The sequence below is a fragment of the Arthrobacter sp. MDT1-48-3 genome (assembly GCF_054511015.1).
This window is the reverse complement of record NZ_JBTNDL010000001.1, coordinates 690881-712291: the sequence shown is the minus strand read 5'-3', so window position 1 is coordinate 712291 and position 21411 is coordinate 690881. Positions and strand designations below refer to the sequence as shown.

Annotated in this window: 21 protein-coding genes; 9 read left to right on the top strand and 12 right to left on the bottom strand. The window is 67.0% G+C overall.

Annotation, left to right across the window (positions count from 1 at the left end; genetic code table 11):
• Positions 1 to 8: 8 nt before the first annotated feature.
• Complete coding sequence (locus ACX80L_RS03475) at positions 9 to 1010, bottom strand: substrate-binding domain-containing protein (protein WP_133081419.1); 1002 nt, start codon at positions 1008 to 1010, stop codon at positions 9 to 11.
• Between the two features lie 175 nt (positions 1011 to 1185).
• On the opposite strand from ACX80L_RS03475, the gene ACX80L_RS03470 reads away from it, so the two are divergent.
• From ACX80L_RS03470 to ACX80L_RS03455, 4 genes are all read left to right on the top strand, one after another.
• On the top strand, positions 1186 to 2298 hold the full coding sequence (locus tag ACX80L_RS03470; protein WP_459287677.1) for a substrate-binding domain-containing protein: 1113 nt from the start codon (positions 1186 to 1188) through the stop codon (positions 2296 to 2298).
• 81 nt (positions 2299 to 2379) lie between these two features.
• Positions 2380 to 3423 carry an ABC transporter permease gene (locus ACX80L_RS03465; protein ID WP_133081417.1) on the top strand — a complete coding sequence of 348 codons (1044 nt, stop codon included), beginning with the start codon at positions 2380 to 2382 and terminating at the stop codon, positions 3421 to 3423.
• Complete coding sequence (locus ACX80L_RS03460; RefSeq protein WP_133081416.1) at positions 3420 to 4226, top strand: ATP-binding cassette domain-containing protein; 807 nt, start codon at positions 3420 to 3422, stop codon at positions 4224 to 4226. Before ACX80L_RS03465 ends, ACX80L_RS03460 begins: the two co-directional genes overlap by 4 nt.
• Positions 4223 to 4531 carry a putative quinol monooxygenase gene (locus tag ACX80L_RS03455; protein WP_459287675.1) on the top strand — a complete coding sequence of 103 codons (309 nt, stop codon included), beginning with the start codon at positions 4223 to 4225 and terminating at the stop codon, positions 4529 to 4531. The genes ACX80L_RS03460 and ACX80L_RS03455 overlap by 4 nt, the downstream gene beginning before the upstream one ends.
• 613 nt (positions 4532 to 5144) lie before the next feature.
• On the opposite strand, the gene ACX80L_RS03450 is transcribed toward ACX80L_RS03455, so the two are convergent.
• The 6 genes from ACX80L_RS03450 to ACX80L_RS03425 form a co-directional block, all read right to left on the bottom strand.
• The gene (locus ACX80L_RS03450) at positions 5145 to 5318 is read right to left on the bottom strand and encodes a CsbD family protein (RefSeq protein WP_133081414.1); all 174 of its coding nucleotides are present in this window, start codon (positions 5316 to 5318) and stop codon (positions 5145 to 5147) included.
• A gap of 63 nt (positions 5319 to 5381) precedes the next feature.
• A complete protein-coding gene (amaP, locus tag ACX80L_RS03445; protein WP_459287673.1) occupies positions 5382 to 5999 on the bottom strand; it encodes an alkaline shock response membrane anchor protein AmaP in 618 nt (205 codons plus the stop codon).
• An 8-nt stretch (positions 6000 to 6007) separates the two neighbouring features.
• On the bottom strand, positions 6008 to 6541 hold the full coding sequence (locus tag ACX80L_RS03440; protein WP_459287671.1) for a DUF6286 domain-containing protein: 534 nt from the start codon (positions 6539 to 6541) through the stop codon (positions 6008 to 6010).
• The gene (locus tag ACX80L_RS03435; protein WP_459287669.1) at positions 6538 to 6981 is read right to left on the bottom strand and encodes an Asp23/Gls24 family envelope stress response protein; all 444 of its coding nucleotides are present in this window, start codon (positions 6979 to 6981) and stop codon (positions 6538 to 6540) included. The genes ACX80L_RS03440 and ACX80L_RS03435 overlap by 4 nt, the downstream gene beginning before the upstream one ends.
• Positions 6982 to 6984: 3 nt before the next feature.
• Positions 6985 to 7167, bottom strand: a complete 183-nt coding sequence (locus tag ACX80L_RS03430; RefSeq protein ID WP_133081410.1) for a DUF2273 domain-containing protein — start codon at positions 7165 to 7167, stop codon at positions 6985 to 6987.
• An 89-nt stretch (positions 7168 to 7256) separates the two neighbouring features.
• The gene (locus ACX80L_RS03425; protein ID WP_459287667.1) at positions 7257 to 7796 is read right to left on the bottom strand and encodes an Asp23/Gls24 family envelope stress response protein; all 540 of its coding nucleotides are present in this window, start codon (positions 7794 to 7796) and stop codon (positions 7257 to 7259) included.
• A 315-nt stretch (positions 7797 to 8111) separates the two neighbouring features.
• Between ACX80L_RS03425 and ACX80L_RS03420 the strand changes: the two genes are divergently transcribed.
• From ACX80L_RS03420 to ACX80L_RS03410, 3 genes are read left to right on the top strand one after another with little or no spacing between them, the layout of a single operon-like run.
• Positions 8112 to 8780 (top strand): sigma-70 family RNA polymerase sigma factor, encoded by a 669-nt coding sequence (locus tag ACX80L_RS03420; RefSeq protein ID WP_133081408.1) that lies wholly within the window; start codon positions 8112 to 8114, stop codon positions 8778 to 8780.
• Positions 8771 to 9358 carry an Asp23/Gls24 family envelope stress response protein gene (locus tag ACX80L_RS03415; RefSeq protein ID WP_459287665.1) on the top strand — a complete coding sequence of 196 codons (588 nt, stop codon included), beginning with the start codon at positions 8771 to 8773 and terminating at the stop codon, positions 9356 to 9358. Before ACX80L_RS03420 ends, ACX80L_RS03415 begins: the two co-directional genes overlap by 10 nt.
• Positions 9348 to 9746, top strand: coding sequence for a hypothetical protein (locus ACX80L_RS03410; protein WP_133081406.1), 399 nt, complete (start codon positions 9348 to 9350; stop codon positions 9744 to 9746). The genes ACX80L_RS03415 and ACX80L_RS03410 overlap by 11 nt, the downstream gene beginning before the upstream one ends.
• Before the next feature lie 46 nt (positions 9747 to 9792).
• On the opposite strand, the gene ACX80L_RS03405 is transcribed toward ACX80L_RS03410, so the two are convergent.
• Positions 9793 to 11100 carry a cellulase-like family protein gene (locus tag ACX80L_RS03405; RefSeq protein WP_459287663.1) on the bottom strand — a complete coding sequence of 436 codons (1308 nt, stop codon included), beginning with the start codon at positions 11098 to 11100 and terminating at the stop codon, positions 9793 to 9795.
• Positions 11097 to 14393 carry a DUF5107 domain-containing protein gene (locus ACX80L_RS03400; protein WP_459287661.1) on the bottom strand — a complete coding sequence of 1099 codons (3297 nt, stop codon included), beginning with the start codon at positions 14391 to 14393 and terminating at the stop codon, positions 11097 to 11099. Before ACX80L_RS03400 ends, ACX80L_RS03405 begins: the two co-directional genes overlap by 4 nt.
• An 82-nt stretch (positions 14394 to 14475) precedes the next feature.
• On the opposite strand from ACX80L_RS03400, the gene ACX80L_RS03395 reads away from it, so the two are divergent.
• Positions 14476 to 15348, top strand: coding sequence for a helix-turn-helix domain-containing protein (locus ACX80L_RS03395; RefSeq protein ID WP_459287659.1), 873 nt, complete (start codon positions 14476 to 14478; stop codon positions 15346 to 15348).
• 20 nt (positions 15349 to 15368) lie between these two features.
• Here the strand turns inward: ACX80L_RS03395 and ACX80L_RS03390 are convergent, their stop codons facing one another.
• From ACX80L_RS03390 to ACX80L_RS03380, 3 genes are all read right to left on the bottom strand, one after another.
• Positions 15369 to 16235 carry a carbohydrate ABC transporter permease gene (locus tag ACX80L_RS03390; protein ID WP_459287657.1) on the bottom strand — a complete coding sequence of 289 codons (867 nt, stop codon included), beginning with the start codon at positions 16233 to 16235 and terminating at the stop codon, positions 15369 to 15371.
• Positions 16229 to 17086, bottom strand: coding sequence for a carbohydrate ABC transporter permease (locus ACX80L_RS03385; protein WP_133081599.1), 858 nt, complete (start codon positions 17084 to 17086; stop codon positions 16229 to 16231). Before ACX80L_RS03385 ends, ACX80L_RS03390 begins: the two co-directional genes overlap by 7 nt.
• Positions 17087 to 17269: 183 nt before the next feature.
• Complete coding sequence (locus tag ACX80L_RS03380; protein WP_459287656.1) at positions 17270 to 18559, bottom strand: ABC transporter substrate-binding protein; 1290 nt, start codon at positions 18557 to 18559, stop codon at positions 17270 to 17272.
• A gap of 394 nt (positions 18560 to 18953) precedes the next feature.
• Between ACX80L_RS03380 and ACX80L_RS03375 the strand changes: the two genes are divergently transcribed.
• Positions 18954 to 21254, top strand: coding sequence for a beta-galactosidase (locus ACX80L_RS03375; protein WP_459287654.1), 2301 nt, complete (start codon positions 18954 to 18956; stop codon positions 21252 to 21254).
• Positions 21255 to 21411 lie beyond the last annotated feature (157 nt).

Genomic DNA, 21411 nt, shown 5'->3' with positions numbered 1-21411 from the left:
TGTCGTGCTCAGCGCTGAGCGGGGGAGATTTCACCACTGCCACGGACGATGAGGGTGGTCGGGATGATGCAGGTGCGCGGCGGTGCCACTTCTCCGTCGAGCCGGCCGATGAGGCGCTGAGCAGCGGTACGGCCGATGTCCTCCGGGTTCTGGGCCACGACGGTGACTCCTGGATCGAGCAGGTCCGAGAGTTGAAAGTCGTCGAAGCCCACAAGGGCTGTGCTTCGGTGTGCCTGGCGGGACCTCAGTGCCCGAATCGCACCGATGGTCACCAGGTTCTGGCTGCTGAAGACCGCCGTGGGTGGCGTGGGGGAGTCCAGCAGGGCGAGCATTGCCTGCGCTGCCGAATGCTCATCATGCAGATTCTCGATGACCGGGATGTCACCGGTCGGCACCCCTGCCCGCCCGAGAGCATCGAAGAAACCGCTGCGCCGCTGCGCCGCCGTGTAGATGTCACTGCGGTCTCCCAGGTAGGCGATGCGTCGATGGCCATGGTCGAGCAAGTGATTGGTAGCCGTCATCGCACCTTCACGGTTGTCACTCACGACGCAGTCCCCGGTGATGCCCGCCGGTTCGCGGTCGACGAAGACGATGGGGGTCCCGTGCCGCATCTCGGAGGCCAGGTACGACTGGTCGCGTGAAATGGTGGTGAGGATGAGGCCATCCACCCGCCGCCGGAGGAAGGCGGCCACCGACGCCTGTTCACGCTCAGGGTCATCGTCCAGGCTGGAGGCGAAAACGGCGATGCCACGCTCCAGCGCCAGATCCTCGATGGCGCGATGCATGGCTCCGGCAAAGGGGTTGTCGACGCTGCTCACCAGCAGGCCCAGGGTGCGCGTGCGTCCGTCTGCCCGCCGCAGGTTCCCGGCCTGTTCGTCGGGGTGGTAGTCCAGTGACCGCGCAGCATCCATCACCTTCGCGATCGTCGCGGCCGAGACGTTCGGTTCCTGGTTGATGACGCGGGAAACCGTCTTGATCCCCACGCCGGCCAGCGCGGCAACGTGGCGCATGGTGGGCCGTGATCGCGGAGACTGGTGGGAACCTGTGCCTGACATCGATGTCACGTTCTAATCTCCATCGTTCCTGAAAGGTTGACTGTGAGCCAGATCATAGTCTATACCTGACATGACATCGTTGTCAGGGAGGAGACCTCCCGCCACTAAAGGAGATTCAAGGATGAATCGCATGACGTCCCATCCATCCCCCTCGTTCCGCCGGCGTATGACGACAGCGGGCTCGATCGTGACACTTTCGCTTCTGGCCCTCACCGCATGCGGTGGGGGAGATTCGTCCTCTTCGTCCGGCGATGGTGCAGCGTCGGGATCGGCTGACGGGCCGATCGGCGTCTCGCTGATCGTCAAGACCACGACCAACCCGTTCTTCGTCGCCATGCAGGAAGGCGCTGAGGCCGCGGCTGACGCCGAGGGCGTGGAGCTCACCGTCGCCGCCGGTGAGGAGGACGGTGACGAGGACACCCAGATCCAGGCCATCGAGAACGCGATCTCCAAGGGCGACGCCGGGATCCTCATCACGCCCAACGGCCCGGCAGTCGAGGACGCGTTGGCCAAGGCCCGGGACGCCGGCCTGTTCGTGATCGCCCTGGACACCCCGCCCTCAGAACCCGAGGCCGCAGACATCACCTTCGCGACCGACAACTTCGTCGCAGGCCAGGAGATCGGCAAGTGGACTGCAGCGAAGCTGGCGGGCGAAAAGGCCACCATCGCCATGATCGATCTGTTCGACGACAAGATCGTCTCCGTCGACTACAACCGTGACCAGGGCTTCCTGGATGGGATGGGTATCGACACTGCCGACGCCGAGAAGAACGGGGACGAGGAGAAGACCGGTTCCTACAGCGGTGGCGAGTACGAGATCGTCGGTAACGAAGCCTCCCAGGGAGCCGAGGACGGCGGCCGCACGGCAGCAGAGACACTGCTGAGCGCCAACCCCGACATCAACGTCGTCTACACCATCAACGAACCAGCCGCCTACGGCGCATACGAAGCCTTCAAGGCAGCCGGCAAGGAAGACGTCATCGTCGTCTCCGTCGACGGCGGGTGCGCAGGAGTCGGCCAGGTCGACGAGGGCATCATCGACGCCACCAGCCAGCAGTACCCCGTCAAGATGGCCGAACTCGGTGTACAGGCAATCGCCGAACTGGTCGAAACCGGCGAAGCACCCAAGCCGACCGACGGCAAGGAATTCTTCGACACGGGCGTCGCCCTGGTCACCAACGAGGCGCAGGACGGCCTCGAATCCATCGACGCCGCTGCAGCCAGCGACATCTGCTGGGGATAAAGCACCCCTCGACATAGCCGGTTCGCGGGTGGACACGCTCCCCGCGGACCGGCTATCAGCAACGACCAACGGAGTTCTTCCATGAACCAGTCAGTAAGAACGGCGCCCTCGTCGGGCAGTCACGACCTCGCCAGCGAGTTCCTCGACCGCACCACACCGCTCACACGCGTCCGCAACACCCTGCACCGCTACCCGGCGCTCAGCCCTGCCATCGTGCTGGTCATCGCCGTCATCGTCTTCGGCCTGCTCAACGAACGCTTCCTCGCCCCGGCCAACCTGTCCCTGATCACCCAGCAGGTCGCCGTCGTCGGCACCCTCGCCATCGCGCAGACCCTCATCATCCTGACCGCCGGCATCGATCTCTCCGTCGGCGCGGTCATGGTCCTGACCTCCATGGTCATAGCGCAGACCACCTCGCAGAACGGGGTCCCCGGCTTCATCGGGCTGCTGCTCGGACTGGTCGTCGGTCTCGCCGCAGGCGCCTTCAACGCCTTCCTCGTCACCAAGTTCCGGCTCCCACCCTTCATCGTGACCCTTGGCACCCTGAACATCTTCATCGCCCTCACCCTGCTGTACTCGGCCGGAGCCACCGTCCGTGGATCCGAGATGCCCGGCGTGCTCACCGCCACCGGAACAACCTTCAGCCTCGCGGGCGTGAACATCACCAACGGCGTCGTCCTCATGCTCCTGCTCTACATCGCCGTCGCCCTCATCCTCGGGAAGACAGCGTGGGGCCGCCACGTCTACGCGGTCGGTGACGACAAGGAAGCGGCACGGCTCGCCGGTATCCGCGTCAACCGGGTCCTTGTCAGCGTCTACCTCGCGGCCGGTGCCATCCTCGCCGTGGGTGCCTGGATCCAGATCGGCCGCAGCAACGCAGCATCGCCCAATGCCGGCGCCGACCTGAACCTCGACTCCATCACCGCCGTCGTCATCGGCGGGACGAGCCTCTTCGGCGGACGCGGCACCGTCTGGGGAACTCTTCTCGGAGCCCTGATCGTCGGCGTGTTCCGCAACGGGCTCTCCCTCGCCGGCCTCGACGTCCTCTGGCAGACCTTCGCCGTAGGCGTCCTCATCATCATCGCTGTCTCCGTGGACCAGTGGATCCGAAAGGTACGCAAATGACCGACGCCGTAAGCGCGACCCTCCCATCACCGAGCGGCGACTCCAGCCGGCAGCCCATCCTCGAGGCCCGCAACCTCGTGAAGACCTTCGGCAAGGTCGTCGGCCTCGACGGCGTCTCCCTGGCGCTCTACCCGGGTGAGGTGCTGGCCATCATCGGGGACAACGGGGCCGGAAAGTCGACCCTCATCAAATGCCTGACCGGCGCGGAGGTCCCGGACCAGGGCGAACTCCTCCTCGAAGGCCGACCGGTCAGCTTCAAGCGCCCGCAGGACGCCCGCCAGGCCGGTATCGAGACGGTCTACCAGAACCTCGCCGTGTCGCCCGCACTCGATGTAGCCGCGAACCTGTTCCTCGGACGGGAAGAGCGCCGCAAGGGCATCCTCGGTTCCGTCTTCCGGGTCGTGGACACCAAGGGCATGCGGCAGAAAGCGCGAGCCGAACTCGCCGAACTCGGCATCAGTACCCTGCAGGACGTCACCGTGCCCGTGGAGAACCTGTCGGGCGGTCAGCGCCAGGCCGTTGCGGTGGCCCGCGCTGCAGCTTTCGGATCGAAGGTCGTCGTGCTCGACGAACCGACTGCGGCGCTCGGCGTCCGGGAATCGAAGCAGGTCCTCGAACTGGTGAAGAACCTCCGAACCCGGGGCATCCCGGTCATCCTGATCAGCCACAACATGCCGCACGTCTTCGAGGTCGCGGACCGTATCCACATCCAGCGCCTCGGGAAGTGCGCCACGACCATCACGCCGCAGAGCCACACCATGACCGAAGCGGTCGCCATCATGACCGGAGCACAGACCGCATGACCTCACAGACGCAACCGACCATCGCCCTCTACGCCGAGTTCACCGCGCAGGACGGCAAAGCAGACGAAGTCCAGGCACTCCTGCTCGATCTCACCGCGAAGGTCCGGAACGAACCGGGGAACATCACCTTCGATCCCCACCGCCGGCAGGAGTCACCCAACGACTTCTTCGTCTACGAGATCTACCGCGACCAGCAAGCATTCGACGCACACATCAGCGCCGACTACGGCACGGTGTTCAACGCAGCACTCGCCAACCTGATCGTGGGGGCCGGGTCCGCCCTGACCTTCCTCACACCCCTGTAACAACCGACAGGAAGCCCCGAGGTCCGTGGAACCGGACCTCGGGGCTTCTGTCCTGCCTGAGGAAGGCCTGCAGTAGATACAGAGCTCACCGTCGTCGGGAGTGCGCGACAATTCCTCCGACGATGGATCTGCGGTCCGATCGCTCGGTAGGGCACGGTGCAGGCGTGGCGTGAGCCGAACATCCCGGCTTCCGAGCAGGCGATGTCGTCATCACCCCGATCTCATGCGTGGGAGACCGCCTCGTGCTGTTCGCCTTCGCATTCACCATCGAGGACGACGCCATCACCCATCTGGCGATCGGGCCGGCCTGATCGACAGGAGCCGGGCGTGTGATCCTGCCGGCCGGAAGAGGAGAACCCCCAGGCACTACGGGACCCGATCAGCCGGACATCCGGATAAGGGCCGTCTTCGCTCATGACGCCATGAAGCAGCGGTGTGACTCGGGACATCACTGCCGGGACGCGCCGCCGACTCGCGGCGGTGACGCCGCTCCATCGACAAGCCCACGGCGCGGACTTCGAGGGCGTTGCTTCAAGCCTGTCCCGTACGAGGCGGATGGCGGGAACGCGAAGGAGCTGCCCGTCTTCCGCGGGCAGCTCCTTGCGGCCACAACCTATTTCCTGAAGGCGTCCTTGACGTCCTCGCCGGCGCTCTTCAGGTCGGCCTTGGCCTGGTCGGACTGGCCCTCGGCCTGGAGCCGCTCATTGTCGGTGGCCTTACCGAAGCCCTCCTTGGCCTTGCCGGCGGCCTTCTCGGCTGCATTTCTGATCTTGTCGTCCAGTCCCATGACGTTCTCCTTCGTGTGGTCGTACTTCTCGATGACCGGCCGGCGGGTGCCGACCGGGGCTTGTCAGGCGCTGAGCGCGTCGGCACTGAAGGTGACCGAGGTGTCCTTCTTCGGGTCGGTCCTGATGTCCACCTCGATGGCCAGGGCCGCCGGCTGTTGACCGAGCGCATCACGTACGTCGCTCGTGACGCGCTGTTCGACGTCAGCGAGAACACTCGGGATGTCCGCGTGGGCGGAAGCCGTGACGCGAACCGTGATGTCCGGTGTCCGCGATGACCCACAGACGACGGTCCGTGCTCCGGTCACGTCGTGGAGCTCGGCGACGCGGTCACTGATGGCCCCTTCGAGGAGGGTGGGTTTCAGGACGGTCAGCCCCCTGCTGTCCGGGTCCTCGATCTTCAGGGTGGATGCGCCATGCTTGCGCGGAATCTGTGCCAGGAGCCAGAGGACGGCGAAGATCCCGACAACGACTCCGGCCCCGATGAGCGCGACCGGGAGTAGCTGGGTTCGAGCGGTCAGCACGAGCACTGGCTGGTCGCTCGCCGGTGCTCGTAGCCCGCCGACGGCGACCCCTTCGAGCAGGCCGAGCCCGATGGAGGTGGCCAGGCCCCCTCCGACGAGGAGGATGATGCCGATGATGGTGAGCCAGACGCGATTGAGGCGCCCTGGGGTGTGTCGCATGATGGGTCCTAGTCCTTGTGAGCGCGGACACTCACCGATGCGCGGGGTGCGTGAGTGAGCTCCAGAGCGTCGATCCGGCGTTGCAGGGTGCGGGTGACGGTTGTCCTCAGATCGCGACGCTCCGATACGTAGGTCGCGACACGGATGTCCGCTTTCCGGTTGGTGACGGTGGCCGTGGCGGCATCGACGCCGTCGATCGACGTCGCGGTGTCGGCCAGGAGGGTCTCGAGCGCCTTGTTCCTGAGCACGGCCTGAGCCCGACCACCATGCTGGATGACATGGGCGTTGTACGGGCCCGGTGTCAGGGCGATGACGATCAGGAGCAGTCCGGCCACCGCGGTGAGGATTGCGACGATCAACGTTGCCTGCCCGGACCAGGGCGCTTCTGCTGCCGCCATGGCTGCGTCGACGATGCGGGTGTCCCCGGAGACGGCTGTGGTTCCTGCCCACACGGCTGCCACCGAAACACCCAGGAGCAGGGCCGCGCAGATCATCGAGGGCGCGCTTCGCGTCGGGCGCCTGCGGATCGTGGTGCTGCTCATTCCAGCCTCCTGCGTGCTCGGTCGGTCCCTGTGACGAGGGCTTTGACGGTGATATCGACGCGACGCACGTGCAGGCCGGTCATCCGGGCAAGGGCGTCGGTGACGTGCCGGCGGATCTCCGTCGAGCGTGCGGCGATGTTCGCCGGGAACTCGAGTGCGACGTCGAGGACCACGGAGACGGTCGGGCCACTGAGATCGACGGACGCGTGCGGGCGATGCCGGCTGCCGACGCGCTGCCCTACTCCCAGTACCCCGCCGCCGAACCCTGTGACGAAGGGGAGCTCTGATGCGCTCTGCGCGGCGAGTTTCTCCACGACCTTCTCGGTGAGGGTGAGCGTCCCCCGGGTGGGTGCGGCCGGCGAGGGCCGGTGGGGTTCACGGCTCGTGGCAGCCCCTGGGTCGGGGCGAGACCCCACCCTCTCGGGTGTGATGATGGACATGGGTCAGTTGCCCCGGCTGCGGGAGCCCGAGAGGTCCTGGAGCGTCAGTGTGCCGTCCAGGAAACGCCCGACGACCAGGCCGGCCGCCGCGAAGAGGATGACGGCGAGGAATTCCAGGAATCCCCCGAAGATCGACGCGAAGCCGAGAAGGAGTCCCACGAAGAGACCGATGGTGCTGCGTGACATGACTGTGTCCTAAAAGATGGCGGGATCAGGGCGGGCGCCGGTCCGAAGCTGACGGGGAAGGCTCGGGACCGGCGGTGGGACGAAGGCGTCTACTCGAGTTCCTTGCCCGTGGAGGACGTCTTCGCACCGTTCGAGGAGTCATCCGCGTCGTCGTCCGTGGGCAGGTGCACATCGGACACGGTCACGTTGACCTCGATGACTTCCAGTCCCGTAGCGCGCTCGACGGCACTGATGATGTTCCTGCGGATGTTGTTGCTGACGTCGACGATCGATGCGCCGTACTCGACGACGACCGTGACGTCGATCGCGGTCTGCTTCTCGCCCTTCTCGATGCTGACTCCGCCCGAGGCATTGGTCTGCGATCCAGGGATCCGCTCGGCGATCTGGTCGAAGGCGCGGCGGGCGGCGTTCCCCATCGCATGGACGCCCGGGACCTCACGGGCCGAGATGCCGGCGATCTTCTGCACCACGGTATCGGCGATCGACGTGTTGCCCTGGTCGGTCTGCAGGGGGCTTGCAGACCCGGAGTCACGGGTTCCGCGTGCCAGGCCCGCGTGGTGATCCTGGTCCTCGTGGGTGGCGGGGACTACTGCTACCCGGCGTGCTGCTGCGTTCTGGTCATCTGCCATATCGGTCGGACTCCTACATGTGGGGGATGGTGCCGTACACAGGTAAAGACGACGCCCTCGCCGATTCGTCACGCCGTCGACACGACTTTCTTTTTCCGACCTGTCCCGCCTGGACACGGCCCGGTAGCTCCAGCGGTGCCGGGGGAAGGGTCCCGCGGGTCGTCCTGCGCTGCGGTACGTGGAGTGCTCCTGCGTCGATGGGAGGAAGGCGTGCCCGGTCGCCTATGCTGTCGATGTCGATGGCGGCGCCACTCGGCGACGACCCCACGAATGGCGTGTCGACTGCATACGGTCCCAGCGGAAGGAGGCATGCCGATGGACTCCACCCATGACTCCGACGAGGCAGGTCCGCCCGTCGAGGCCCTGGACGACCTCGATGAATCGACGATCGTCTCCCGGGCGCAGGACGGTGACCTCGAAGCCTTCGAATGGCTCGTCTCCGCCCACCAGGGGGGAGTGTTCCGGCTGGCCTTCAGGATGCTGAACGATCACGCGGAAGCCGAGGATGTGGTGCAGGAGACCTTCATCGCCGCGTGGCGCAGCCTGCCTGGGCTCTCCTCGCCACAGGCCTTCATCCCCTGGCTGTACCGCTCCGCGACGAACAAGTGCTTCGACCTGCTGCGCAGCCGCCAGCGGCGGCCCAGTGACTCGACCGCCTTCGACGGCGAGCAAGGTGCGGCAGGAGCGCCGATCCCGGAGCAGGGCTGGAAGGGTGGGCCCGGGGGGCGGGTGGGGACGGCCGTCGGGTCGCGCACCGCCCAGGACCCGGCACTTCACCACGAGACCGAAGCGCAGATGCGCGCTTTGGCGGACCTGCTGCAAACCGTCCCTGAAGGGCCGCGAGCCTGCTGGTTGCTGCGGGATGTCCACGAGTTCTCCTACGCTGAGATAGCGGCAATCGTGCAGATACCCGAAAGTACTGTCCGTGGACGTATTGCGCGGGCCAGACGGTTCCTCGCAGAAGGGATGCAACCATGGCGTTGAATGAGGATCAGCCACGCCTGGGGTGCGGGCGGATCATCGACGACGTGTGGGCATCCATCGACCAGCCGCCGACGGTGCACGAGCAGACGTGTCCCGACTGTCAGAGCGCGCGCCTCGCACTCCACCAGCTGGAGACAGTCGCCGGGTCGCTCCGCGAGCGGGACCGGGACGATCCGGCCCTGCAACCAGGGCTGAGGGTCAAGGAGGCGATCATGATGGTTGCCCGGGCCGAGGTCCGGCGCAGCCGACGGGCGCCGTTGGCCACCACTGCGCTGGGCGTCATCGATATCAGCGAACAGGCTCTCAGCGGACTCATCCGCTTCGCGGCCTCGACCCTGCCCGGTGTTCGCGCCCGCCGTTGCACGATCTCCAGCACACCAGGCACTCCCCAGCCGGCGCCCGCGGCGGTCGATGCCGGGAACGTGCACATCACACTCACCGTGGCGATCGCCTCGGGGGTCAGGATCCCCGCCACCATGGACCTGCTCCGCGAGCGCATCAACGCCGTCGTGCAGGCCCAGACGTCCATCACCATGCAACAGATCGACATCATCGTGGAGGACCTCTATGACTTCTGATCAGTCCCTCCGTGCGTCGGCCGTGGACCTCGAGGCGCTCGCCGACACCTTGAGCGACGCACTCGCCGCGCACCCCGGCGTCGTGCGCCTCGAACCCACGGTGCGTAGCGTCATCGATCGCTGGACACCGGCAGCCATCGACCAGATGCACAGGAGCCTCCGACCCGCTGCCCGACCTCCGGTCGTGGCCCGTGACGGACTGGTGCTCTCGATGACCGACCTCGTCCTGACGCTGCAGATCGATCTCGCGACGGACATCAGGAGGTCGGCCCTCGAGTTGGCTCAGGAAGCGCAGGACCTCGCCGGCCGCCTGGTGCAGGACGCAGGCCTCACCATCGGCAGCATCGACGTCACCATCCTGGCCATCGAAGGAGCTCGCACGCCGTAACCGCGCGGCACCTCCCGAGGGACAGCAGGACGAATGCCGCTGCCCTCTACGGATGATCGAGGATTCGGGCGTTCGTCTGCTGCTGCCATCCCTTGTCGGACCACAAGGGGTGGTGCGGTGCCGCGTTGGACCCGAGCACCATGCCCCATACGCCGTGATCGAGGGCGGTCGTGATGCCGTGGACCGCCAGTTCCCGACCGATGACTCCTTCCTCGAAGGTGCCGAGGAGGGGTGTGTAGCCGATCCAGCCCTCACCGATGACCGCTGGTACCTGCTGCCATCGGGCCCACCCTGCGACGGCGATCACCCGTGATTCGATCTCGCGGCGCATCACCTCGCGGTAGGTGCCGTATTCGTTGTACAGCCAGGCGTCCCAGGCATCGGCGTCGATCCAGTCGTACCCGTACACCATCTGATCGGTCACCACGGTCGCGGCGTATTTCCACTCCGCTGCCCGACCGTAGTCGGCCGGGGTCGGGGCATCCGGACGCAGCAGGCTTCTGAGTTCGGGGTTGGGGAAGTCGGCGGTGTTCTCGGACCGGATGTCGATCCGTTTCTGCAGGGCGTCGAGCACCCCGTAGCTGTAGATGTGGAACTGTGCCGCACCCAGGCCGCTGGGGAGCTCGTGCATCGTGAGGTGCGGGGGCTTCCCGTAGCTCGCGGTGACGAGCAGGTCGGGGTGGAGCCCACGGAGCTGCAGGACCGCGTCGCCGCCGCCGTCCTGCAGCGCGGGCAGGATGGAGAAATCGACCTCGTTGTGCAGCTCGACCAGAGCGATCCGCTGTCGATGACCCGCAGTGGTGAGGGCCGTGATGAGCCTGTCCCAGGCCGCTGCGAGGAGTGCGTAGCGGTCGCCGAGTGCTACCTCGTCGATGGCGCGGAACCACTCCTGGGATCGCGCGAACGACGGGGATTGCTGGTACTCCCAGCTGGCGAGGATGACGACGAGCCCGTGCCTGGCGGCGGCGTCGAACAGTTCCATCAGGCGCTCGTGCAGGTTGATGGTGTAGCCGCCGGGGGCGTCGTACCACCGGGTGCGTTGCCCGAAGAAGCCTCCGTCCGGCCGTGCGCCGAGGCCCTCGATATCGAGCGCCCCGGCCAGGTGGTCGAGGCCGAGGTTCCCGAAGAGGAGCAACGGTGCTGCGCAGATCCGGATGGTGTTGTAGCCCAGCGCGGCCGCCTCGGCGCACGCGGCATCGAGGTCTGCGTAGGGTCCGCCCGGTTCCGCCCTGGTGTACCAGGAGAAGTCCCACAGACTGATGGTGAGCCGGCGGGGGAGGTGTTCCGGGATCGGGCCGGTCAGCCCGGAGGCGGTGGAATCGACGGTGCCCGAGCCCAGGTATCGGTTCTTCACAGAGTGCTCACTTCCTTCAGGTGGAGGGCCCGGCCCTGATCGGCGAGACTCCTGAGCCGGGCTGCCAGCAGCGCCTGCTCGGTCCCGGGATGCTGGGTGAAGAGCAGCAGTTCGGGGAGCGAGGTGGCGAAGTAGTCCACCGTCGAGCCGGCCCGTTCGAGCTCGTCCGCCCGCGATTCGAGGCTCGCCCAGACAGTCGTGGCGTTCGCGTCATCGCCGAGCTTGAGGCAGGCGACGCCGCGCCAATAGTCCTCCTGACCCACAGCGCGCCCGACCGCCAGTGCGTCGGGGCCGGCGCACCCGCGGGCGAAGGCCTTCAGCGCCCCGTCGCTGTCGCCCAGCAGCTCGAGTGCCTCGCCGAGCAGGACGTAGCGCTCGGCCAGGCTGCCCGCGGGGTGCCGTCCCTCCGAGAGGTTGGCCGGGGCGCCGATCCCTGCTGCGAGCAGCTCCACCGCGGACGAAGGGTCGGAGTCGAGAAGACGACGGGCGACGGCGAGGGACGCCCGGTCGTACGCCGCGAGGGCCTTGCCCTCCCCACCCTCGAAGGGCTGGAAGGTGCGTCGCTGCATGATGGCGAGGGCGTCGTCGGTTCTTCCCGTATCGACGAGCAGGTTGACGTAGTGCAGGGTCAGGTCGTCGCGGACGAGTACTGCCGTGCCCCAGCGCTCGATGCGGTGGAGGCGGTCCTCGGGAGGCTCCTCGGCCAGTGCGGCCAGGAGAGCGCGTTCGAAGACGAGACGGGGATCGCCGGGCCGGAGCTCGAGTGCCCGCTCGAAGTAGCGTGCGCCGTCCGTGGCGGGTCCGCCGCTGTTGACCGTCGCGACCGCCGCGTTCCGCCATGCGACAGGATCGATCGACCCGAGATCCGTTGCCTGCTGCAGTGCTTCGCGTGCTTCGGCCGTCCGGCCGGCGTCGAGCAGCCAGGCTCCCAGGAGGGCGTGGGCGACATGGTCCGTCGGATCCGATGTCCTGGCAGCGATCAGTGCGTCGTACTCGTCCAGGCCTGAGGGAAAGGCGTACTTCGTCGTCGACCCGCGGGCTTCCGCCCGCTCGGCCGATGCGCCGGCTGTATCGCCCAGGGCATCGAACCACAGGGCCCTCAGGTAGTGCCGCAGTGGTTCCTGGTTGCCGAAGGTACTCAGGGATGCTGCGGGCGGATGTGCGGTGAGTCCGAGTGCCGTGCCGGCGTCGCCGAGACGCCACAGGTCCAGGGCGACGGTCAGGGTTGTCCTCGGATCGATCGGTTCCAGCCTGTTCGCGAGGGCCAGCGCGACCGGGTCGAGCGGATCTCCGGTGAGGCATCGCTCGAGCACCTGCTCGGCATGGGCAGCGTCTCCCGTTCGACGCAGCGCCACGATCATCGCGTGCTGTGCGGCGGGGCTCAACAGGTCGTGCTGTCGGGCGGCGCGGGCGTGGTCGAGCGCCTCGCGCGGCCGCCCGGTGCGCAGCGCGACACGGGCCGCGCCGAGGTGCGACGGATGCGCCCACGCCTTGTCCCAGGCAGCCTTCCCGAAGTAGGTCGCCGCCTCGTCGAGGTGTCCGGTCCGTTCGGCAAGGAGTGCCAGGCGGTAGTGGGCTTCACCGGTCGGCGGATTGAGGTTCCGCGACGTCAGCCGTGCAAGCGCACGCTGATACAGCTCCCGGGCTTCTCCGTATTCACCACGCCGCTGGTGCAGGCTACCAAGAGCCAGGCAGGACCGGGAGTCGTGCGGGTCCCGGTCGAGCGCTTCCCGGAAGTAGCGTTCGGGGGACCGCGTCGGGTGCCGGTACTGCTGGAGGTGCGTCCCCGTGACGTACAGTTCGTCGGCTGACGCCACGGCGGTCGGTGCTGGGGGCTCCGTCGCCACCCACGGCTCGACGGCGTCGATGCCACCCGAGTGCAGGGTCCGGGCGACCAGCTCTGCGCCGTCGTGCAGGACCTGCAGCGTGAGGCGGTCGGAAGTGGCGGGGAGCTGCAACGGCACGGTCGCCGTGAAGGGCGTGGCCGGCGCGACGGCGGTACTGGTCTCCCACAGGATCGTGCCGTCCCAGGACAGGACGACGCGGACGTCGTCGAGCACCCTGGCGCTTGCTACTCCGACCTCGATGATCGAGGCATCCTCGTCGCAGTGGAGTGAGACGGCGAGCTCCCGGGTGGCCTGATGTGCAGGGCCGATGGCCCGGATGGGGTACCAGAACTGGCTGAAGGTGCGCGTCTCACCGGGCGCGAGGTAGCTGAAGTCCGGCTGGTTGTCGGTGAAGACGCCGGCCATGAGTTCGACATAGGGCCCGTCCGAGTCGGTGAGGAGGCGGTCCCAGGCATGACCGACCGGACCGTTGCCCCAGGTCCACTGCTTCTTGCCGGGCGCGATCGACCGGTCCGCCCAATGGACGAAGCCCGCATCCGCCCGATGGTCGTACCCGCCGAAGAAGGAGTCCTCGGTGTCGGTGATCATGTAGGAGGTGGGAACAGGGATGTTGCCGTAGTAGTCGATGCGGTCGGCGTCCGGACGTGACGCGCTGACGCAGGCCGGGTAGTCGACGCCGTAGTACGGTCTGTCCGCCCGGGGAAAGGCCGTGACGGCTCTCCGGGCGTGGTCGGCCACGTAGTGGACATCCGGAGGGAAGAACGCCTGGTAGTCCTCATGGACCCGGACTGCGACATTCGCCCACCAGAGGAACGTCTGCGGCTCGTCCGTCCGGTTGTACAGGCGTACGGCCACTTCGATGACGGAGCTGTCCGGGCGGATCCGGATGCCGTGCGTTCCCCGCATCCGCTGCAGCGGGTCCAGATCACCCTGCCAGACCGTCACGGAACCGTCCTCGGAGCGTTCGACGGAGGTCTCGACCGGTAGGTAGGTGCCCGGGCGGTGGTGCTGCGGCCAGTTGAACTCGACCCCGCCGGAGATCCACGGTCCTGCGAGTCCCACCAGGGCCGGCTTGATGACGTTGTTGCGGTAGAAGAAGTCGTACCCGTTGGTCTTGTCGTAGCCGATATGGATCCGCCCGCCGAGTTCGGGCAGGATCATCAGCCGGATCCACTGGTTCTCGAGATGCACGGCCTGCCACAGTCGGGGCCGTTTCGTGGTGGAGATGCGGTCCGTGAAGGGGATGGGATAGACCCGTCCGCTCGAGCCCTGATAGACGCGGCGGTCCAGGAACATCGGGTACTCGTCCGGTTCGTCGGGCGCGTACGTATCGATCGACACCGCTTCGCTCCAGCAGGCGACGCCGCCCTCATCGAGCAGCGCCTGCTGGCCGGCGGGGGCCGGAGGAAGCGTGATGGAACTCGGGGCGTCATCGGCATGGCTCACAGAACCAACACTAGGAACGGACGACTCCGTCCGCCATGGCACATAATGAGGCATGCATGGACGATCCGACACCCATGAACCTGTGGGCGAGCGAGCGACGGGATTCGATGACCAGCGCCTGGTGGTGGTTCCCCGGCCGCTCGTCAGGGAAGCACTCGGCCGCCCGGTGACACGCCGGATGGTGGTCACCGATGCGGGTTTCTTCCCGCGAGCCGACGGGCATGGGCGCCGGAGGGACAAGGGTGCGCCGGAGACGATCATCATGCTGTGCGTGGCGGGCAGTGGCTGGATCGAGGTCGGTGGGGACCGGGCGCGGGTCGGGAAAGCAACGGCGGTCGTGCTCCCCGGGAACACGGGCATACCCCACGCCTACGGGGCCGCACTCGAGGATCCATGGACGATCTGGTGGTGCCATGTCCGGGGCACGGATGTGCCGGAGCTCATCGGCGAGGCCGGGATCAGCAACGACCGGCCGCTCATCGGGCTGGTCGCCGTCGACCGGCTGACCGCCGTCCTGGACGAGATCATCACCGCACTCGAACGGGACCAGTCGCCCGCCCGCCTCGTGGCGACAGCGGGCATGGCATGGCGCCTCCTGACCTCCCTGGCTGTCGACCGCCGGTCGCCGGAGCAGGGAGCGCCACTGGAGCAGGCGATGCGGTTCCTCGAGGAACGCATCGACGGGACGATCCGGGTACCGCATCTGGCGGCGCTCGTCGGTGTGTCATCGTCCCAGCTGAGCAAGCTGTTCCGCGAGGCGACCGGGGGAGGGGTCCTCGCCCACCATGTGGCGTTGAAGATGGCCCGGGCGCGGCGCCTGCTGGACACGACGACACTCTCGGTAGCCCAGGTGGGGCAGGAGATCGGGATGGATGACCAGTTCTACTTCTCCCGGCAGTTCCGCCGGCTGCACGGACTCAGCCCGAGTGCCTACCGGGCCGAGCGGAAGGGCTGACCGGCCGTTCCCGCATGCGCTCAGCCTTTGGTGGCTCCCGCAGTCAGGTCGGCCTTCCAGAAGCGCTGCAATCCGATCATGAGCGCCACCAGCAGGACGGCGGAGAGCGCGGATCCGGTGACGACGAGCTGGTAGAACATCGGGTCCCGCTGGGTCTGCGAGTTCCACAGGGTCAGCCCGAGGGTGAGCGGAAAGGTCTTCGTCTCATTGAGCATGACCAGGGGGAGCAGGTAGTTGTTCCAGATGGTGACGAACTGGAACAGGAAGATGGTCACGAGGGCCGGCGTCATCATGCGGGCCGCGATGGCGCCGAAGATGCGCAGGTCTCCGGCACCGTCGATGCGCGCCGCCTCGATGATCTCGTCCGGCACAGCGGCGTTCGCATGGATCCGTGCGAGATACACGCCGAACGGACTGACCATGCTCGGTAGGAGGACGGACCAGTAGGTGCCGGTGAGGTCGACGGCGTTCAGGAGGAAGTACAGCGGCAGGGCGATGACCGTCGCGGGCACGAGGGCCCCTCCCAGGACGATCGAGAACAGCAGTTCCCGACCCCTGAAGGGGAATTTGGCGATCGCATAGCCACACGCCGCGGACAGGATCGTGGCGGCGAAGGCTCCGACGGCGGAGTACAGGATGCTGTTGAGGATCCAGGAGGTGAAGATCCCACCGTCCTGGGTGAAGACGTTGGTGAGATTCAGCCAGGCCTGCGGTGAGTCGGTGAACCACAGGCCGAAGCTGCTGAACAGCTCTCCTGGGCTCTTGGTCGCGGCGACGAGGACCCAGAGGATGGGGAGCAGGAAGTACAGGGCGGCGACGACGAGGACGCCGTTGACCACGACGGTGCTGGTCAGGGGTTGGCGGATGGGCTGGTTCCGGGTCACCATGCGCGGTCTCCCTTGCGGTTCACGAGTCGGAGGAATCCGAAGGAGAAGGCGAAGCCGAGCAGGGCGACGATGACAGCCATCGCTGCGGCCAGATTCGGGTTGCCCTGCGAGAAGGACTGGTTGTACGCAGCCAGGTTCGGCGTGTAGTCGGAGCTGATCGCCGTGGTCAGTGGTCTCAGGACCAGCGGTTCGACGAAGAGCTGCAGGGTGCCGATGATCGTGAAGACGGTCACGAGGACGACGGAGGGACGCACGAGCGGAAGTTTGATGCGCCAGGTGATCGACCACTCGGACGCCCCGTCGATCTTCGCAGCTTCGAAGAGTTCGGACGGGATGGCGTTCAGGGCCGCGATGAGAATGAGCATGTTGTAGCCGGCGAAGCCCCACAGTGCGATGTTCGCGATCGCGAACAGGATGCTGTCGGTGCTCAGGGGGTTCAGATCGATGCCGATCGAGGACAACCCCTGCAGGATGGGGCTCGTCGCCGGGATGTAGAGGAAGCCCCAGAGCAGGGCCGCGATCACGCCGGGCACCCCGTAGGGGATGAAGAAGACGACCCGGAAGATCCGCGGGAAGCGTGCGGCCGCCGAATCGATCAGGAGTGCCAGTCCCACGGCCGTCACCACCATGAGGGGCACTTCGATGGCCGCGAACGCCAGGAGCCGGCCGAGGCTCTCGATGAAGGACGGGTTCCCGAGGGCTGCACCGTAGTTGTCGAAGAGGACGAAGACCTTCTCGGGGGCACCGAACCCGAGCCCCGATGCTTTCGTGGAGAACAGGCTGTCATTGATCGCGTACACGATGGGTGCGATGAAGAACGCAGCGAACATGACCGCGAAGGGCACCACCATCACCAGGAGGGCGATTCTCGAGTGCCGGCGGGGCGTCCCCGTCGATGCCGGAGGACTCGCGGTGCGGGGTGTCCGGGGTGCTGGGGCAGGGGGGGGGGGGGGGGGGAGCCCCCCCCCCCGCCCCGCCGCTCGGGTCTGGCTCAATTGACCGCGATTCCCTTGTCCTTGAGCGCCGTGCTCACGTCATCCTGCGTCTTGTCGTACGCATCGGTCAGCGGCGTCCCGCTCTCGACTGCTGTCTTGACGTTGTCGCTGAGTGAGGCGAAGAGCGTCGAGGACAGGGGCGGCCACTTCCAGGGTGTTGTCGACGTTCTTGTCCGACTCGGAGAAGACGTCCCAGATGTCCTGGCCGCCGTAGAAGGCGAAGACCTCGGGGTCGTCCTGCAGGGAGGCGATGGAACCGGTGTCGGCGATGGCAGGCCACCCGGCGCCCACGCTGGTCAGGATGCTGACGCTCTCCGGGTCGGAGTTCAGCCAGGCCGCGAACTCGGCGGCCTCCTTCGGATGGTCGGAGCCCTTGAGCACGGCGCTGGCTGAACCGCCGGCCCACGTCGCGGAGACATCCCCGCCGTCTTCCCACTGGGGCATCGCCCCGACGGCCCATTGGCCCGCGGTGTCCGGCGCGGTGCCACGGAGGATGGCGTCGGCCCAGGAACCGGAGATCCAGGAGGTGACGTTGCCGTTCTGGATATCGGCGTTCCATTCGCTCGAGAAGTCCGCCTCGATCTTCACGAGGTCCTCGTCGATCATCTTCTGCCAGAACTCGGCGACCTTCAGCGTCTCGTCGTCGTTGATGGTGACGGTCCAGGCGTCGTTCTCGGCGGCGAACCACTTGCCGCCGCCCTGCTGGGACAGCCCGATCAGCCAGGGTGCCTGATTGAAGGCGAAGGCGGTGATGTAGCGGTTGGGGTCGGAGGCCCGGATCTTCTTCGCGGCCTCGTAGTACTCGTCCCACGTCTTCGGGTACGTGATCCCGAGGGAGTCGAAGATGTCCTTGCGGTAGAACTGGCCGAGGGGCCCACTGGCCTGGGGGACGGCGTAGACGCTGTCGTTGAAGACACCTGTCTCCCACTGCCAGGGGACGAACTTGTCCTCCTGGTCGCCGACGTACTCGGTGATGTCCTCCAACGCATCATTGACGAGGAAGTCCGGGATGGCGTCGTACCCGAGCTGCGCGACATCTGCCGGGTTGCCTGCCTGCACGGCCGAGAGCATCTTGGCGTATCCGCCATCAGGGCCGGCCGTGATGGTCTCCAGCGTGACATTCACGTCGTCCTGTGAGGCGTTGTACGCGTCGACGGCCTGGTCGATGTTGGGGACCCAGGACTGGAAGGTGATGTCCACCGGTCCCTCCTGCGCCGCCGGTGCGGTGTCCCCGCCGGAACCGCTGCACGCGGTGAGCCCACCGGCCAGGACGATGATCACCGAAGCGGCCAACGCCGACCGTCGGCCCGAGAAGTGGTTGCCGAACATGACATGCTCCTTTGCACTGCGGGACGGGTGGACCCTTCCGGGTCCGGTGCGCCAAATCTAGGCGCGGGATTCACCGGGCGACATAGCGGTATACGCCGTCAATATGGAGGATCATGTATCCGTCTCCACGTATTTCGGGTAGCGCCGCTGTTTTGCTTAGATGGCATTGATGCCATACACGTGGCGGATCCTCCTCGGAAATTCCCCTCGGGGACCCGCTTCCGAAGGTGTGACCAGGAAAGCCGGCCGGAAGGCCGGCGGGAAGCCGGTACCGATGACCTCCGATGTGCAACGTCCGCCACTGGTGATCGATGGACGATCCACGCGGGAGCTCGGGAAGCCCCACCCTCCTGTGGACGGTGAGCCATCCCGATATCGGCTGACGCCATGGTCCGTGACACGTGATGGCGTCCCGGTCGTCCCGGTGTCCGGCGAGATCCATTACAGCCGCGTCCCCCGGGATCAGTGGCGGGACCGCCTGAACCTCCTGAAGGCCGGTGGCATCACGGTCGTGTCGACCTATGTGTTCTGGATCCACCACGAGCCCCAGCGTGGTGTCGTGTCGTTCGACGGCAGGCTCGACATCGCGGCCTTCATCGACCTGTGCGCGGAACTCGGGTTGGCTGTCGTCGTGCGGATCGGGCCCTGGTGTCACGGCGAGGTCCGCAACGGCGGTTTCCCCGACTGGGTGCAGCAGGCACCCGTTCGGCACCGCACGGACGATCCCGGCTACCTCGCGTTGATCGAACCGTGGCTCTGTCGACTCGGTCAGGAGATCGCACCCTTCTGCCGGCCCGACGGTCCCGTCCTCGGCGTCCAGCTCGAGAACGAACTCTATGATCAGCCCCGTCACATCGGTACCCTCAAGCGCCTGGCCACCGACTGCGGCATCACCGCCCCCTTCTGGACGGCAACAGCGTGGGGCGGAGCCGACCTGCCACTCGACGAGGTCATTCCGCTGTTCGGCGGCTACGGCGACGGATTCTGGGTCGACGCCGACCGGCCATGGGACGAGAGCTTCCGCGCGCACTTCTTCTTCTCGCATGAGTGGGACGATCCCGGTATCGGCGCCGACATCCGTTCCGACCCCCGTGCACAGTCCCCGGTGCAGAATCCCTACCCGCCCGCAACGTGTGAGCTCGGTGGAGGCATGGCTACCGCCTACCACCGGCGGCCACGTCCGAGCGGGTTCGACATCGCCGCCGTCGCGCACAATAAGATCGGCAGCGGCTCCGCCTGGCAGGGCTATTACATGTATGCCGGAGGAGTGAACCCGTCCGATCGGGACCACTCCTACCGGACGGGGTTGCAGGAGTCCCACGACACCGGGTATCCGAACGACCTGCCCCGGTACGACTACGACTTCCACGCCCCGATCGGATCCTCGGGGCGGCTGGGGCCGAGCCACAACCTGCTACGTCGCCAGCACGCTTTCCTGGCCGCCTTCGGCCCGTCCCTCGGCTCCATGGAATCGAAGCTCCCGGCCGTGGAACCAGCCGGTGTCGATGACGCGAGGACTCTCCGGTGGGCCGTACGCAGCGACGGGCGAAGTGCCTTCCTCTTCATCACGTGGCATCAGCCCCACGTTCCGCTGCGGACGTATGAGCAGGCCCGGTTCGCGGTGGCCATGGACGACGGGCCCAGGCAGTTTCCGACCGATCCCGTGGACATACCGGCCGGAACCCTCGCACACTGGCCCCTCGGCCTGATGATCGACGGTGTCGAGCTCGAATGGGCGACCGCTTCGCCGCTGACCACGCTGCAGGACGGCGCCATCACGGTGCTCGTCCTCACGGCCGAGCACGGCATCCCGCTGGCATGGAGATGGGCCGACGACGTTGCCGTGACCCGGTACGAGGACGACGACGACGACGCCTCGAGCGGGCCAGGGCTGGTCACCCGGGTCTGCAGGTACCGATGCTCCACGCCTACAGCACACATCGACGTCGTCGTGCTCCCGGCGTCGGAGGCAGACCGGGCCTGGGTGCTCGGCGACGGCGCGGAGCGGCAATTGGTGCTGTCGGACGATCCGGTCTGGCTCGAGGCGGACGGTGCGCTCGGCGGGCGGACGGCGGCGCCCGAGCCGGAGGTCCGCCGGTACGACACGTCGACGCGCGCCGTCGTGCCTGTGCCGATCGAGGCCTTGCGAGACGCTGCCGCCGGCCGTCGGCGCCTCCCGGTCATCCTCCGACGAGCGGCGCAGGCGGTGCCGACAGGCTATGGCGAATCGGCCGGACGAGCGAGCGCCCCGACCCAGGACGACATCTCCCGGTTGGCGGCCTCCTACCGGATAGAGGGTGCCGACGGGCCGCGAGGCATGGAGCGACGACGACGTGAACTGGAGATCAGCTGGACGGGTGATGTCGCCCAGCTGATGGTCGGCAGCACCGTGGTGGCGGACCGTTTCTGGGACGGCTCGCCCTGGGTCGTCGACCTCGACGGCCTGGACGTCGGTGCCGAGGACGCCCTGGTCCTGACGGTGCTGCCTCTGAGTCCGGACCACCGCGTCCATCTACCGGCGGAAGCGCGCACCGTCCTGTCCCGGCGGGACCAGCGGGACGACGGCCCGTCCGTGGAGCTGGTGGAGTGGCAGCAGTGGGTGGAGTCATCCGGCCCAGCGCCGGACGTCCCATCGCCGTGCGCCACCGAAGGACGGACCCGGACCGGTCCTGGCGTCGGGTCTGCTGCTCACTAGGGCTGTCGTCGGTGCCCGCGGAAGACGGGTTCGCCTCCTACGGCGCCGGTGCATGGGGGCCGGAGCGCCGTGCACGCCTGCTGTCGGGGTTCCGGGGACCTGTAGAAGCTTCTGCTCCTTCTTGGTAGGGTGGGCCCGATACTTTGAATCGTTTCAA

Excerpts from the sequence above, each read along its gene's own strand:
- ACX80L_RS03385 (WP_133081599.1), bottom strand. The coding sequence starts at position 17,086 with ATGGTGGTGCCCTTCGCGGTCATGTTCGCTGCGTTCTTCATCGCACCC.
- ACX80L_RS03380 (WP_459287656.1), bottom strand. The coding sequence starts at position 18,559 with ATGTTCGGCAACCACTTCTCGGGCCGACGGTCGGCGTTGGCCGCTTCG.
- ACX80L_RS03440 (WP_459287671.1), bottom strand. The coding sequence starts at position 6,541 with ATGAGCAGCACCACGATCCGCAGGCGCCCGACGCGAAGCGCGCCCTCG.
- ACX80L_RS03475 (WP_133081419.1), bottom strand. The coding sequence starts at position 1,010 with ATGCGCCACGTTGCCGCGCTGGCCGGCGTGGGGATCAAGACGGTTTCC.
- ACX80L_RS03425 (WP_459287667.1), bottom strand. The coding sequence starts at position 7,796 with ATGGCAGATGACCAGAACGCAGCAGCACGCCGGGTAGCAGTAGTCCCC.
- ACX80L_RS03390 (WP_459287657.1), bottom strand. The coding sequence starts at position 16,235 with ATGGTGACCCGGAACCAGCCCATCCGCCAACCCCTGACCAGCACCGTC.
- ACX80L_RS03460 (WP_133081416.1), top strand. The coding sequence starts at position 3,420 with ATGACCGACGCCGTAAGCGCGACCCTCCCATCACCGAGCGGCGACTCC.
- ACX80L_RS03435 (WP_459287669.1), bottom strand. The coding sequence starts at position 6,981 with ATGTCCATCATCACACCCGAGAGGGTGGGGTCTCGCCCCGACCCAGGG.
- ACX80L_RS03415 (WP_459287665.1), top strand. The coding sequence starts at position 8,771 with ATGGCGTTGAATGAGGATCAGCCACGCCTGGGGTGCGGGCGGATCATC.
- ACX80L_RS03465 (WP_133081417.1), top strand. The coding sequence starts at position 2,380 with ATGAACCAGTCAGTAAGAACGGCGCCCTCGTCGGGCAGTCACGACCTC.
- amaP (WP_459287673.1), bottom strand. The coding sequence starts at position 5,999 with ATGCGACACACCCCAGGGCGCCTCAATCGCGTCTGGCTCACCATCATC.
- ACX80L_RS03450 (WP_133081414.1), bottom strand. The coding sequence starts at position 5,318 with ATGGGACTGGACGACAAGATCAGAAATGCAGCCGAGAAGGCCGCCGGC.
- ACX80L_RS03410 (WP_133081406.1), top strand. The coding sequence starts at position 9,348 with ATGACTTCTGATCAGTCCCTCCGTGCGTCGGCCGTGGACCTCGAGGCG.
- ACX80L_RS03455 (WP_459287675.1), top strand. The coding sequence starts at position 4,223 with ATGACCTCACAGACGCAACCGACCATCGCCCTCTACGCCGAGTTCACC.
- ACX80L_RS03470 (WP_459287677.1), top strand. The coding sequence starts at position 1,186 with ATGACGTCCCATCCATCCCCCTCGTTCCGCCGGCGTATGACGACAGCG.
- ACX80L_RS03420 (WP_133081408.1), top strand. The coding sequence starts at position 8,112 with ATGGACTCCACCCATGACTCCGACGAGGCAGGTCCGCCCGTCGAGGCC.
- ACX80L_RS03430 (WP_133081410.1), bottom strand. The coding sequence starts at position 7,167 with ATGTCACGCAGCACCATCGGTCTCTTCGTGGGACTCCTTCTCGGCTTC.